The following is a 13,083-nucleotide window of genomic DNA, read 5'->3' on the forward strand; positions in this document are numbered from 1 at the left end:
TGCGTGGATGCATCCGGGTCGATATTCTCCTGCGGACACGTGTATCCACTGTGGATGGAGAGACCCGGATGATCAAGTCGCCTGTTCGCCTGCCCGCCGCGGTGCTGGCTGCTGGGCTCATCGGAGTGGGTGGCCCCGTGGCCTACGGCGCCCTCGCCGAGGAGACGCCGGCCGAGCGGGCGGTCGGCGCGGCGTACCTGGAGACCAGCGCATCGAGCAGGAGGCTGCGGAATCCGTTGTTTGCCACAGAGACCTGTGCCTGCCCAACATCATCCTCGACCCGGACACGCTGGACGTCGCGGGCTTCACCGACCTCGGCCGGCTCGGCACGGCCGACCCGTACGCCGACATCTCGCTGCTGCTCGCCAACGCCCGGGAAACCTGGCCGGGCGAAGCCGAAGCCCGTGTCGCGGACGAGGCCTTCGCCCGGCGGTACGGGATCGAGCTCGACGAGGACCGGAGACGGTTCTACCTGCACCTCGACCCGCTGACCTGGGGGTGAGCCGGAACACCCGGCGGGCCCGGTCGACGCCCTCGTAGCACTGCAGCCGACCAGGCGAGCGTCGTCGGCAGTGACCCGAACGTCTTGCAACGGTTGCCCGGGCAGCGCGGACGGAGTGTGCTGGAGGAGAGGCCACGGAGCCTTCTAGAGGGGCGGCAACGGAGCCTTCTGGAGGAGACATGCGTGCAGCTGTGTACCGAGGCCGCGAGGACGTCGTAGTGCAGGACGTGGCGGAGCCCTCGTGCTCGTACGGGCAGGTCAAGGTGAAAGTCGAGCACAACGGGATCTGCGGGAGCGACCTGCACGAGTACTACGCGGGGCCGATCTTCGTGCCGACCGAACCGCATCCGCTGACCGGGCAGCAGCTGCCGCTGACGTTGGGGCACGAGTTCGCCGGGACGGTCGTGGAGGTGGGGGAGGGCGTCCAGGACATCTCCGTCGGTGACCACGTGGCGATCGAGCCGGTGTACCGCTGCGGCGAGTGCCCGCCGTGCCGCAGCGGGTACTACAACATCTGCCAGCAGATCGGCTTCCACGGGCTGATGGCCTCCGGTGGCATGGCCGAGTACACCGTGGTGCCCGCAGCTATGGCGCACCGGCTCCCGGAGTCGATCAGCCCGGAGCTCGGCGCGCTGGTCGAGCCGATGTCGGTGGCCTACCACGCGGTGCGCCTCAGCGAGGCGCGCGACGGGGACACCGCCGTGGTCTTCGGCGCTGGGCCGATCGGCATCGGTGCCTGGTTCGCCCTGCGTGGGGTGGGCGTCGAGGACATCACCATCGTCGAACCATCGCCGGTGCGCCGCGACGCCATCTCCACGTTGGGCGCCACCGACGTGATCGATCCGACCGCGACCGACCCGGTGCGGCACGTCCTGCAGCGCACCGGAGGGCGGGGTGTCGACGCTGCGTTCGACGCTGCGGGCGTGGAAAGCAGTGTGGCTGCTGGGCTTTCCTGCCTGGGTGCCCGCAAGCGGCTGATCGCGGTGGCGATCTACGAGCATCCGCTGACCACGAACCTGCTTGAACTCGTCATGCGCGAGGCCATGGTGCAGGGCTCGCTGTGCTACACCTCCGACGACTACCGTGCGGTGATCGACCTGATGGCCCGCGGCCACTACGACACCACCGGATGGGTCACCCACGTCCCGATCGACCAGGTCGTCGAGGAGGGCTTCGCGGCGCTGCGCGCCGGCCGGAAGATGAAGGTCCTGGTCGATCCGTGAGCCCCCGCCCGATGGGTCGTTCTTAGCCACCAGGCGACGAGGCAGCCGAGCCAGATCGCGATCATGCCGACGACGTTGCGCAGCGCGGCCTTCTGGTCAGCATGCCGACCACCCGGCGGCCAAGCGCACCGTCGAACTGCTCCACGCGCTCACGCGGGAGCCACCGGCCATCGCGCAGTGACGGCTTGCGGTCAGTCGAGTTGTTCGGCCCCCGGCTCGGTGAGCTCGGCGGCCACCACGTCTCCTGGCTCGCCGGGCACGGCCGGGCGTACGAGACCTTGGTGCACGAGCCAATGGGCGGTCTGCTGGTCGCAGAACGCCATGCCATCGATGTACAGGTCCGGCTCGCAGCTGTAGGTGATTCGAACGCGGCCTGCGGCGACCGCCCGCAGGGTGGCGCGTTCCCGGTTGTTGAGCTCTACACGCACGTCGGGCATGTCCCCCAAACCCCCTCCCGACGTCATCGGCGTTCGCCGAGTGTTCCAGCGGTGCGGCCGGTCGGACAGGGCGGAAAGACCTATCTCGTGATGGTCACGACCACGGGTCGGTGGTCCGACGCTCGCGTGTCGGGTACTCCGGCGCGGGTTGCGCGCAACTGTCCGGCGAAGGCCACATAGTCGATCCGGTTCTGCGGCGCCGATGCGGGGTAGGTCAGGCCGCCGTCCGGTCCGTTCGCGGCGGCCCAGCCGTCCCGCATGCGGCCCAGCAGCGGTGCCAGCTCGGGGGCGCCGGGGCCGGCGTTGAAGTCGCCGAGCAGGAGCTGCCGGGAGCCGGGCGGGTCCTGGTCCAGGATGCGGATCGTCTCGTCGGCCTGGGTCCGCCGGACAGCCGGGTCGGGCCGGTAGTCGAGGTGGGTCGCGTAGACGTGCGTCGGGCCCCCTGGGGTGGCGAGGACTGCCTCGGCGAAGCCCGGCATCGGCTTCGGCACCGGAGCGGGGTCAACCGTGGAAAGCCGGGTGATCCAGTGGTTCTCGGTGCGGATGATGGGGAACCGGCTGAGCACCGCGACGCCGTACCGGCGGCGCTCGGTGTGCCCGGACTCCGGGTCCAGGTCGTAGATCGGCGCGAAGAACGCGTGCATCCCGGTCAGCCGGGCCAGCTGCTCGGCCTGGTCGGCGTAGCCGCTGCGCGCCGACCAGTGCACGTCGACCTCCTGCAGGCCGACCACGTCCGCCCCGTTGCGGGTGATCACGTCCGCGGTGCGCGCCAGGTCGAGCCGTCCGTCGGTCCCGATCCCGGTGTGAATGTTGAAGTCGAGGACGTCGAGGTCGTGGCCGGGTGCCGCCTGCGCCGCCTGCGGCAGTAGCGCGATCACGGCGGTGGCGAGGGCGATCACGACATTGGTCCGGCGAGAAGCGGTCACAACTCCGGCAGCATACGAGCCCCCGATGACGGTGTCGTGGACTTCGCCTCGCCGATACCTAGCGAGTGCGTGACATCGTGGTCGGAGTCGTGACGGAGTTTCGCCGTCCGCTGCCGAGGAAGCGCATGTCGGTCGCCGGGCTTGGTTCGGTGCGTGTTAGTGCTCCCCGGGGCTGAAGCCCCGGGGAGGGAAGTCCTTATTTCACTCCTGGACACCAATCCAGTTGATGTACCACTGCCAGTTGTTGATTACGTCGGAAACGCTGAGCTTCTGACCGTCCGACCGCAGGATGTAGACCTTGAAACTGGTTGCGGTCGGCGAGTAGACCGAAGCGGCGCCGCCGCCGGCGATCCACATGTTCCCGCCGGGGCCGCTCAACGAGATCGTATAAGTGGGCGTTTCCGTGAATTTCGCGCTGGTGGTGTCGACGAGCAGCGTGACACCGTTTCCGTGTTCCTGCCAACCGGATCCTGGCTGCGTCGACCCTGCCCCGATACGAATGCTGGGCATGACTGCACTCCCTTTCCCCGTTGAAGGGAAACATTTCCGCCAAAATATGCTGCAAAGGCGTTCGTTCCGGAGGTTCCCGGAACGGTAAAAGGTTGACACGAATCGACGACGGCCAATATCTGCCAGTGGAATGACTGACTTCCACCGCAGGGTGACATCGAAACGTAATCAACCAGATCGGCCCGCGCACGCGCGTATCGAATTTCGGACACCAACACAACCGCCGCCCGCCTGTCCTCGATAAACCGAGAGGTCGACCTTCAGGAAAAGTGCCAAGACGTTCAGGATCAGCACGATACAAACCATCAGTAGATTACCGAGAATGAGCGAACCCCGCGCCGAAATTCGGTTCATGCAATGTTTCCGGCCAACCGCCAGGACATGAGAAGAACCCGGCGACGGGGTGAAATCGGCTCATCGAGCGCTGAACCCGAAAAACGGCGCGGAAGACGTGTCGACAATCGAGGCCACAGCGCACCAGCACCGTCGCGACCAGGCGGCAACGGAGCGTGGTCGGCAGCTTTGACCTGGCCACTGCCGACCTGATCAACGGCCACCGAGCGGATGCGATGTGCTGCTGAACCAGCGTCGAACTACGGCGGTGAGCCGCGGCTCAGTCGGTGATGAGGAGCTTGGCGTCCGCCGGCTCAGCGCTGCCCCGGGAGCTCCTGGGACAGCGGGTCAACTGGTGCAGGTGAACTCCACGGCGTGCCAGCCGGTTGCCCCGTCCGGGACGACCGGGCGGCGCTCCGGCGGCTGCGTCCTTCCGGTCCGGTCGGTGGCGCGGCATTCCACGACGTGACCACCGGGCGGGAGGTCCAGGGTGGCGCGCCACATCCGCCAGGTGTCCCGGCTCACGTCGGTGGCGAGTTCGGCGGGTTGCCACCGGCCGCCGTCGGCGCGGACCTCGACCCGGTCGATGCCGGTGTGCTGGGCCCAGGCGATGCCGGCCACCGTGACCGGCCCGGCGGGCACCACCGACCCTGCCCGCGGTCGGTCGATGCGGGACTCGGTCTTGATCGGCGCTTGCCGGGCCCACCCCCGCCGCTCCCAGTAGTGCTGCCGGTCGAAGGTGGTGACCTCGGCGTCGACCAGCCATTTGGTCGCCGACACGTAGCCGTACAGCCCGGGAACGACCATGCGGACCGGAAAACCGTGCTCGGTGGGCAGCGGGTCGCCGTTCATGCTGACGGCGAGCAGCGCGCCCCGGTCCGGTTCGAGCAGGACGTCCAGCGGCGTGCCTGCGGTGTAGCCGTCGGCGCTGGTGGTGAACAGCTGCTGCGCACCCGGCTGAACCCCGGCCTCCAGCAGGAGATCACGCACCGGCACGCCGGCGAACGTGGCCGTGGAGATCAGCCCGCCGCCGACCTCGTTGGACACGCAGGTGATCGTGATCGTGCGGGCTTCGACCCGGCGCTGCAGCAGTTCGTCGTAGCTCAGCACCAGTTCCCGTCGCACCAGGCCGTGCAGCCGGAGCCGCCAGTCCTCGGCGCGGACCTGCGGCACCACCAGCGCGGTGTCGATCCGGTAGAAGTCCCGGTTCGAGGTCAGGAACGTCGGTGTGCCGGAGGCGACGAAGTCGGCGCCGGGCGGGATGGGCGGCACTGGGACCTTCGGGATGCGGGCGGCTGCCGCGAGCTGCGAGGAGATCACGCCCGCGCCCCGTTGCAGGAACCCGCCGACGATTCCGGCCGCGCCCGCGGCGAGCACCACCAGCGACGAGGTGATCAGGAACCGCCGACGGCCCGCGTCCACCTCGGCCGGGGCTTCACCGGCCATTCCCGCGGTGTGGTGCAGCAACCAGAACACGACGACCCCGACCACCAATGCCGTCAGCGCTGCCGCCACGCCGTCGCCGGGGCGGGACATCGCGGCGGCCACTCCGATGAGCCCGAACAGGCCGATCACGATCGCCCCCGGCCACCAGCGCCGCCGGGACAGCAGCCCGGCGACCGCTGCCAGCAGCGCGATCACGAGCACCATTCCGGTCTGCAGCGCCAGCTTGTCGGCGGTGCCGAACAGCGAGATCGCGAGTTCCTTCACCGGGTTGGGTGTCAGGTCGATGAGCGCGCCGCCCACCGCAACGAACGGTGCCGGGCCGCCGGCCAGTCCTGCCGCGAGCTGTCCCGCGCCAAGCGCGGCGCCCGCGGCGAGCAGGCCGGCCACGGCGGCGCGCAGCCGTGGAATCGGTACCGAGGTCATGCTTCCCATTCGACGCCCCCCGGCCCGCATTTGCGACCGGCCGAAAGGCGTCGTAAGACAACGGCAAGATCTGACGGAACGATGACGTCGAGGCGCTCGGCGAGCCGGTCGGCGCCGATCGCACTTACCTTCGGGGCGTGCGAATTCTGGTAACCGGCGGGGCCGGGTTCATCGGATCGGCCGTCGCCGACGCAGCAGTCGACCGCGGGCACGATGTCGTGCTGCTCGACGCGTTCCTGCCTCAGGCGCACGGGATCGAGCCCCGGTCGCGCCACCGGTTGGTGCGCGGCGACGTACGGGAGTTCGACGTGGTGCGCGGGCTGCTCGATGGGGTGGACGTCGTGTGCCACCAGGCCGCGATGGTCGGCCACGGCGTCGACCCGTCCGACATGCCCGACTACGCCTCGCATAACGATTTCGGCACCGCGGTGCTGCTCGCCGCGATGTGCGATGCAGGGGTGCGTCGCCTGGTGCTGGCTTCTTCGATGGTCGTCTACGGGGAGGGGCGCTACCGCTGCCCGCGGCACGCGCTGGTCCGGCCCGCTCCGCGACGCGCGGACGACATCGCCGCCGGGCAGTTCGAGCCGCGATGCACTGCCTGCGGTACGCCGCTGGAGCCCGAACTGGTGCCGGAGGACGCGGCGCTCGACCCGCGCAGCACCTACGCCGCGACCAAGCTCGCCCAGGAACACCTCGCGGCGGCATGGGCCCGGCAGACCGGTGGCGGCGTGTGGGCCCTGCGCTACCACAACGTCTACGGGCCGTGGATGCCCAGCGGAACGCCGTACGCGGGCGTCGCATCGCTATTCCGCTCGGCCCTGCACGACGGCGAAGCTCCGGTCGTGCTGGAAGACGGCCGCCAGCGGCGGGACTTTGTGCACGTCGCCGACGTCGCCGCGGCCAACGTGGCGGCGGTGGAAACCGAGCCGCCGACAGGCGGTCCGGACGCGCTCAACATCTGCTCCGGTCGGCCGCACACGATCGGCGAACTCGCGGCCGAGCTCGCGCGGGCCTGCGGCGGGCCAGCACCGCGCGTCGTGGGCGGTGCGCGGCCCAACGACGTGCGCCACATTGTCGCCGATCCAGCGAAGGCGGCGCGGGTACTGGGATTCCGGGCGTCGGTCGATTTCGCCGAGGGCGTGGAGGCTTTCGCGAACGCCCCGCTACGCCATTCCGCCGCGCTCGGCGGGGGCGAGCGGTAGCCGGACCTCGAAGCGGCAGCCGGGCCCGTCGTTGCGGGCGGCGATCGTGCCGTGGTGCGCCTGCACCAGACCTCGTGCGATCGCAGGCCGAGCCCGGCGCCCGCCTCGTCCCGCCTCGGCCTCGTGCTCCATCCGCTCACCAATTCGTCGCGATCAGGTGGTTCACAGCCAGCGCGGTCAGCGCCTGCCCGGCCAGCCACCAGCGGTGGTGCCGGGCGGGCAGGAGCGCGGCCCCGACAGCGAACCACACCGCGAACGGCAGCCAGATCCGCTCCACTTCGGCCTTGCTCAGCCCCGAGACGTCGGCAGCCAGGACCGCCACCGCGGCGGCCAACACCAGCCACGCCGCGGCGCCCCGGTCCAGGATGGCGCGCCGGACGGCCACTGCCGCCAGCGGGCCAGCCGAAATCAGCAGCGCGGCAAGGTTGCCGCCTACCCAGTAACCGTACGGTCGCTGAGCGAAATCTCCCTGCTGGTAGCGCTGGATGACCAGGTGGTAGCCGTCGAGCCACCAGAACCCGTGGAGCGCGAACGCGGCGACGACACCAGCGGTACCCACCGACGCGAGGAGCACCGCACGAATCCCACGTTTCCGCAGCAGCACCACGCACACGAGCGGGAACATCAGCACCAGGCCGTAGTTCACGAACAGCCCGAATCCGAGCAGGACACCGGCGAACACCGCAGTCGCCCAGGCACCCGGACCGGTCCGGACGGACGCGACGGCCAGCAGCGCCACTCCGGTGGCCACGATGCCGGCGAACATCCAGTCGGCGGAAACCCCGGCCCACACCGCGCCCGGGAACAAGACCGCGAACGGCACGACGGCCCGCGCCGCTGTCGCCCCGGCCAGGGCCCGCACGGTGACCGGTACCGCGACCACCGCGAGCGTGCCGACCAGCACTGTCACGACCGCGGCCCACGCGCCGCCGCCGAGGCCGATCCGGTCCAGCCACACGTAGCACAGCGGGACTCCCGGCGGGTGTCCGGAGACGTGCACCGTCCAGGAATCAGGCCGTCCGGCCAGGATGTGTTCGGTGAAGGAACCGAGCATCGCACCGATGTCGGTGACTCGCGGGACGTCGTGCAGGTACTCGGTCCAGTCGGTGAGTCGTCCGGCGATGCCGTCCTGCCAGCCGTCGATCAGCGCCAGCGAGAACGTCCAGCACAGCGCGGCGAGGTATCCGGCCGCCAGCAGACTGCTCCAGGGCAGGCGCGCGGCCAGCGGCGGTCCCCAAGCGATGACGACGCCCGCAGTGGCCACCGCGAGAGGTGTGCCAGGACCGATGCGGGGTAGCCAGAACCCGAACAGCGGTGCCGCGTCTGCGTGCAGCGGAACGCCCGCATCGTTGAGCAGGGCACCGGCCACCGCGGCAGCCGCGGTGCCGGCGACTGCGACGACGAACGCGATCAGATCGGCGCGCGCCGACTGGATTCCGGGGCGCTGGGGGAGGAGCCGCACCACTGCGAAGGTAATCCCGCCGGGCCTGTCGGCCAACTCGGCGGTGCGGTCCGTCAGAACATCGTAAGAACTTCTCGGACGCAATGATTCCTTAAGCCTGGCTTGAGTTTCCGAGTCGTCCGCTCTGGGTTTCACTGGTTGCCGTGGACGATGTGGACGTCGTGCTGCCGTGCTTGGACGAAGCGGCCGCGCTGCCCGGAGTGCTTGCTGCTATGCCCCCCGGCTTCCGGCCGCTGGTGGTGGACAACGGTTCCACCGATAGCTCCGCAGAGGTCGCGGCGGCGCACGGTGCGGTCGTGGTTCGGGAGCCCCGGCGCGGTTACGGCTACGCCGTGCACGCCGGGTTGATGGCGGCGACCGCGGAATTCGTCTGCTTCCTGGACTGCGACGGCTCGTTGGACCCGGGTGTGCTGCCGTCGCTGGTCGCTCTGGTGCGTCAGGGGAATGCGGAACTGGCGGTCGGGCGGCGGGTTCCGGTGTCGGCCGAGGCCTGGCCGTGGCATGCGAGGGTGGGCAACGCGGTGATCGCCGGGTTGCTGCGGCGTCGGGGCTTGCCGGTCCACGACATCGCCCCGATTCGTGCCGCCAGGCGAACCGACCTGCTGCGGCTGGCGGTAGCCGACCGCGCCTTCGGATACCCGCTCGAACTGCTGTGCAAGGCGGGGGAGGCGGACTGGCGAGTGCGGGAACTGGACGTCGTGTACCGGCCCCGCGCGTCGGGAACCCGGTCGAAGGTATCCGGCTCGGTGCTTGGCACGGTCCGCGCGGTCCGCGACATGGCCGGGGTGCTCTGGTGAGCCCGACCGCGCTCCTCGTGGTGGCGAAGGCTCCCGTGCCGGGCCTGGTCAAGACCCGGTTGTGCCCGCCTGCGACGCATGCCGAAGCGGCCCGCATAGCCGCCGCGAGCCTGTTGGACACAGTGGACGCTGTGCGGCGCACTCCCGGCGTCCGACCAGTAGTCGCCCTGGCCGGGGATCTGGCGGAGGCCACCTGTTCGGCTGAGCTGCGCAACGCGCTGCGCGGATGGACGGTGCTCGGTCAACGTGGCGATCGTTTCCCCGCGCGGTTGGCCGCCGCGCACGCCGACACCGCCGCCGCGCATCCCGGCTTTTCGATCGTGCAGATCGGGATGGACACGCCGCAGGTGACACCCGAGCTGCTCGCCGCGGCGTGCGAAGCGCTCGACAGCGCGGACGCGGCGCTCGGCCCGGCCGAAGATGGCGGCTGGTGGGTGGCGGGGTTCCGGTCGGCCGCCGATGCGCAACTCCTGCGCGGGGTTCCCACGTCTCGTTCCGACACAGGTGTGCGAACCTTGGCCACGCTGCGTGCCGCAGGTCTGCGCGTGGCCGCACTGCCGCGGCTGACCGATGTGGACACCATGGAGGACGCGGTCCGCGTCGCGGGTCTGGTGCCGAATTCGCGATTCGTCGCGAGCTTGCCGGCCCCGTCGACGTACCGGAACGTCGCCGACGGGTAACGCGGGGAGAACGGCCGTGCCGGTGTATCCGGGACAATGTAGACGCCACCCGTGCGGGCGTTGATGATCAACCGGTACGGCGCATGACCTCAGCCAATCGCGCGAGCAGGCTGGATGCGATGATCGCTTCGTTGCTGCAGCCGCCAACAACACGGACGACGACGCCGACGTGCGGATCCTGCGGTCGGCGGACGCGGTAATCGACTCCCGGGAAACGCGTGAACCGGCGGAATAGCCGACCGAGTGGCGGCGTTCACTTCGTTATGAGCAAGCGGGTGCCGCAGGACGCGCCGTCCCCGCTCGAACCGCGGACGGCGAGGGAATTGCTGGCCGAGGAGCGCGCCGGTGCGATGGCGCGCATCGAGGCCTTGGAACGCCACCTGGAGTCCATCGGCGAGGTGTCGACGTGGACCGGCACCGATGACGAGCACGACCCCGAGGGTGCGACCCTCGCGTACGAGCGGGCCCAGGTGCAGGGCCTGCTCGCGGACGTCCGGCGGGAGCTCGACGAGCTGGAGCGGGCCACTGCGCGGCTGGACAAGGGCACCTACGGCAGCTGCCAGCGCTGCGGGAAGCCCATCGCGCCGGAGCGCTTGGAGGCGCTACCTGCGGCGACGACCTGCATTGCTTGCGCAACCCGCCGCTGAACACGTCAACCCGAGCTCGCGACGGCAGGACGGTAGAAGGTGCGGCGGAGTGCTCACGGGTCCGGAGCAGGGCGGAACCGGCGGTCCTCAGGCGTCGATGACCAGGTCCTCCAACGGTTTGGAGCAGCAGAGGAGGATCTTCTGCTCGGCTCGGTCGCGGGGGCGGATGCCCCCGTTGTGCTGCATGTCGACGGAGCCCTTGAGCAGCGTCGCTTTGCAGGTGCCGCACATGCCCTGCCCGCAGGACGACGGCAGGCTGATGCCCGACCGCGCGGCGGCGTCGAGCACGGACGTGCCGGCGGCGCACTCGATGGTCAGCCCGCTGCGGGCGAGCTCCACCGAGAAGGATTCGTCCACACCGGGCACCGCACGCACCGGCTCGGGCGGGGTGATCGTGAAGCTCTCCTGGTGGTAGTGGTCCATGGGGAAACCGGCTTCGGCGAGCATCAGCCGCACGGCTTTCATGTATCCGGCCGGGCCGCAGACGAACGCTTCGCGGTCGAGGAAGTCCGGGGCGATCTGCCGCAGCACGTCGGTGGTCAGGCGCCCGCGATGCCCGTCCCACCGCTCGGTCGGCCCGTCTGCCTCGCAGATGTGGCTGACGCGGATCCGCTCCGAGGTCGCCGCCAAGAACGCCAACTCCTGCCGGAAGACGATGTCATCCGGGGTGCGGGCGCTGTGCGCGAAAACCACGTCGACCGGGGACGCCAGGTCGTGCAGCGTCCTGGTCATCGACATGAGGGGAGTCACGCCGCTGCCGCCGGAGAGAAAGAGGTACTTGTCCGCCGGGTGGCGGACCATCGAGAACTCGCCGAGCGGTCCCCGCGCCCGCAGCACCGCGCCGGGTGTCATGTGGTCGTGCAGCCAGTTCGAGACGGGCCCGCCGGGAACCCGCTTCACGGTGATCGCCACGAGGTGCGGACGCGTCGGTGGGGAGGAGATCGTGTAGCACCGCTCGATCTCCCGCCCGTCGATCTCGACCGCGACGACGAGGTGCTGCCCCGGGTCGTGGCGGAACAGCCGGGGCTCGGCGGGTTCGAGGACGAACGTTGCGACGTCGCTGGTGATCTGCTGGACCTGCTTGCAGACCAGCTGCTGATCCGCCGCGTCATCCCAGTCGCGGTGGCCGGCCAGGGACCGGAAGGCTGGCGCGCCGTTCATCGCGTCAGGTGCGCTCGGAGGCGGGTAATGTACCAGTTGCAGAACGCCTCGACCTGGTACTCGGTGGGGGCGTATGGCCCGGGCTCGTACGCCGGGCTGCCGACCCCGCGCTGCGCTCGGGCGACGAGCTCCGCATCCTGCTCGTTCGTGGCCGTCCAGACCGCGAGGAGCTCGTCCGGGTCGTAGTCCACGCCGGCCTCCGCATCCGGGTGCACCAGCCAGGTGGTGCGCAGCAGCGTCCGGTCCGCGGCCAGCGGTAGCACCGCGAAGGTGATCGCGTGGTCGCTGACGAAGTGGAACCAGGAGTTGGGCTGCAGGTGCAGCGCCAGGTGGCCGAGGCGGGGCGTCGGGAAGTCGCCGAGCAGCGGTCGGCACGCGGCTTTGCCGTCCGCGGTGAAGGATTCACCGGCGAGGTTGAGCGCGTCACGCTGGATCCGGAACCCGGTGGCGCGGGTGTCCAGTTCCTCGATCAGCTCGTACGGCAGCCCGAGGCGCTGGCAGGTCTGGCGCAGCTCGGCGTCCACCCGCAGGTAGCGCTCGTGCACGGGGCGAAGCCGCGGCGGGAGGTTTTCCTCGGTGTAGCCGTAGGTCGGGAAGAAGGAGCGCAGCAGCTCGGGATGGCCGTCGCAGTGGTAGCACTCCCGGTTGTTCTCCATCACCAGCTTCCAGTTGCCCTCCTCGACGAGGTCGACCTGCGCCGCGACCTTTGCGCCGCGCAACTGGTGCGGCAGCAGGTAGGGCTCGATTCGCGCGGCGATGTCGGGGAAGTCGCTAGGCGGCTGTTCTGCGAGGCAGACGAACACGAGCCCGGCGACGCTGCGGACGTGCACCGGCTTGAGGCCGAAGCAGCTGGGGTCGAAGCCCTGCGGCTGGGACGGCGCGTGCAGCAGCGTGCCGTCGGTGCCGTAGGTCCACTTGTGGTATCCGCAGACGATGTTCCCGACCGATCCGCGTTCCTGCTCCAGGATCCGTGCGCCGCGGTGCCGGCAGATGTTGTGAAACGACCGGAGGTTCTCGTCGTCGTCGCGCACGACGACGATCGAGTACGGCCCGAGCGCGATGGTGACGTAGTCGCCGGGTTCGGGGAGTTCGGCCTCGGTCGCCACGAAGATCCAGTGCTCGGCGAAGATCGCCGCGACGTCGAGGTCGAAGAACTCCGGACTGGTGTAGAACGGTGCTTCCAGGCTGCGCCCGACGGCCCGGCGATCGATCAGTTCCGCCGGTGTTGCCGCGATGTCTGGGAGTGCAGTCACTTCTACTCCTCACGAATTCCGTTCGGATTGAAGAGCACGCGCTGCCGGAGACCGGCACACCGCAAGCGTGGGGCTCGAACG

Annotated in this window: 13 protein-coding genes and 1 pseudogene; 6 read left to right on the forward strand and 8 right to left on the reverse strand. The window is 69.9% G+C overall.

Translation table 11 applies throughout. From position 1 onward, the window contains the following. The first annotated feature begins 7 nt into the window (after nt 1-7). Nucleotides 8-502, forward strand: a complete 495-nt coding sequence (locus tag ACRXBZ_RS42210; protein WP_490885435.1) for a phosphotransferase — start codon at nt 8-10, stop codon at nt 500-502. Nucleotides 503-681: 179 nt separating this feature from the next. After that, complete coding sequence (locus ACRXBZ_RS39770) at nt 682-1,725, forward strand: 2,3-butanediol dehydrogenase (RefSeq protein WP_433883468.1); 1,044 nt, start codon at nt 682-684, stop codon at nt 1,723-1,725. Nucleotides 1,726-1,916: 191 nt separating this feature from the next. Here the strand turns inward: ACRXBZ_RS39770 and ACRXBZ_RS39775 are convergent, their stop codons facing one another. The 4 genes from ACRXBZ_RS39775 to ACRXBZ_RS39790 form a co-directional block, all read right to left on the reverse strand. After that, nucleotides 1,917-2,162 (reverse strand): hypothetical protein, encoded by a 246-nt coding sequence (locus ACRXBZ_RS39775; protein ID WP_433883469.1) that lies wholly within the window; start codon nt 2,160-2,162, stop codon nt 1,917-1,919. A gap of 80 nt (nt 2,163-2,242) precedes the next feature. Then, on the reverse strand, nt 2,243-3,088 hold the full coding sequence (locus ACRXBZ_RS39780) for an endonuclease/exonuclease/phosphatase family protein (protein ID WP_433883470.1): 846 nt from the start codon (nt 3,086-3,088) through the stop codon (nt 2,243-2,245). Nucleotides 3,089-3,289: 201 nt separating this feature from the next. After that, nucleotides 3,290-3,598: a hypothetical protein gene (locus ACRXBZ_RS39785; protein WP_168588600.1), complete on the reverse strand. Its 309-nt coding sequence runs from the start codon at nt 3,596-3,598 to the stop codon at nt 3,290-3,292. A gap of 681 nt (nt 3,599-4,279) precedes the next feature. Further along, nucleotides 4,280-5,800: a molybdopterin-dependent oxidoreductase gene (locus tag ACRXBZ_RS39790; protein WP_433883471.1), complete on the reverse strand. Its 1,521-nt coding sequence runs from the start codon at nt 5,798-5,800 to the stop codon at nt 4,280-4,282. A gap of 137 nt (nt 5,801-5,937) precedes the next feature. Here ACRXBZ_RS39790 and ACRXBZ_RS39795 point away from each other — a divergent pair, with 137 nt between their 5' ends. Beyond that, a complete protein-coding gene (locus ACRXBZ_RS39795) occupies nt 5,938-7,002 on the forward strand; it encodes an NAD-dependent epimerase/dehydratase family protein (RefSeq protein ID WP_433883472.1) in 1,065 nt (354 codons plus the stop codon). Here ACRXBZ_RS39795 and ACRXBZ_RS39800 read toward each other — a convergent pair. Then, nucleotides 6,964-7,086: pseudogene (locus tag ACRXBZ_RS39800) on the reverse strand (sensor histidine kinase); the annotation flags it as partial. The gene ACRXBZ_RS39795 and the pseudogene ACRXBZ_RS39800 sit on opposite strands and share 39 nt — an antisense overlap. 52 nt (nt 7,087-7,138) lie before the next feature. Beyond that, nucleotides 7,139-8,500, reverse strand: a complete 1,362-nt coding sequence (locus ACRXBZ_RS39805) for a hypothetical protein (protein ID WP_433883473.1) — start codon at nt 8,498-8,500, stop codon at nt 7,139-7,141. A 116-nt stretch (nt 8,501-8,616) separates the two neighbouring features. On the opposite strand from ACRXBZ_RS39805, the gene ACRXBZ_RS39810 reads away from it, so the two are divergent. The 3 genes from ACRXBZ_RS39810 (at nt 8,617) to ACRXBZ_RS39820 (ending at nt 10,588) form a co-directional block, all read left to right on the forward strand. Then, on the forward strand, nt 8,617-9,261 hold the full coding sequence (locus tag ACRXBZ_RS39810) for a glycosyltransferase family 2 protein (RefSeq protein WP_433884111.1): 645 nt from the start codon (nt 8,617-8,619) through the stop codon (nt 9,259-9,261). Beyond that, entirely contained in the window at nt 9,255-9,941 is a 687-nt protein-coding gene (locus ACRXBZ_RS39815) for a TIGR04282 family arsenosugar biosynthesis glycosyltransferase (RefSeq protein WP_433884112.1), read from the forward strand. The genes ACRXBZ_RS39810 and ACRXBZ_RS39815 overlap by 7 nt, the downstream gene beginning before the upstream one ends. 263 nt (nt 9,942-10,204) lie before the next feature. Continuing rightward, nucleotides 10,205-10,588 (forward strand): TraR/DksA family transcriptional regulator, encoded by a 384-nt coding sequence (locus ACRXBZ_RS39820; RefSeq protein WP_168588604.1) that lies wholly within the window; start codon nt 10,205-10,207, stop codon nt 10,586-10,588. A gap of 87 nt (nt 10,589-10,675) precedes the next feature. Here ACRXBZ_RS39820 and ACRXBZ_RS39825 read toward each other — a convergent pair whose 3' ends face one another. Then, on the reverse strand, nt 10,676-11,749 hold the full coding sequence (locus tag ACRXBZ_RS39825; RefSeq protein WP_433883474.1) for an FAD-binding oxidoreductase: 1,074 nt from the start codon (nt 11,747-11,749) through the stop codon (nt 10,676-10,678). Then, on the reverse strand, nt 11,746-13,002 hold the full coding sequence (locus ACRXBZ_RS39830; RefSeq protein ID WP_433883475.1) for an aromatic ring-hydroxylating dioxygenase subunit alpha: 1,257 nt from the start codon (nt 13,000-13,002) through the stop codon (nt 11,746-11,748). Before ACRXBZ_RS39830 ends, ACRXBZ_RS39825 begins: the two co-directional genes overlap by 4 nt. Between the last annotated feature and the right edge of the window lie 81 nt (nt 13,003-13,083).

Origin of the sequence: Saccharopolyspora hattusasensis, from assembly GCF_050972075.1 — a bacterium.
Lineage (GTDB): Bacteria > Actinomycetota > Actinomycetes > Mycobacteriales > Pseudonocardiaceae > Saccharopolyspora > Saccharopolyspora hattusasensis.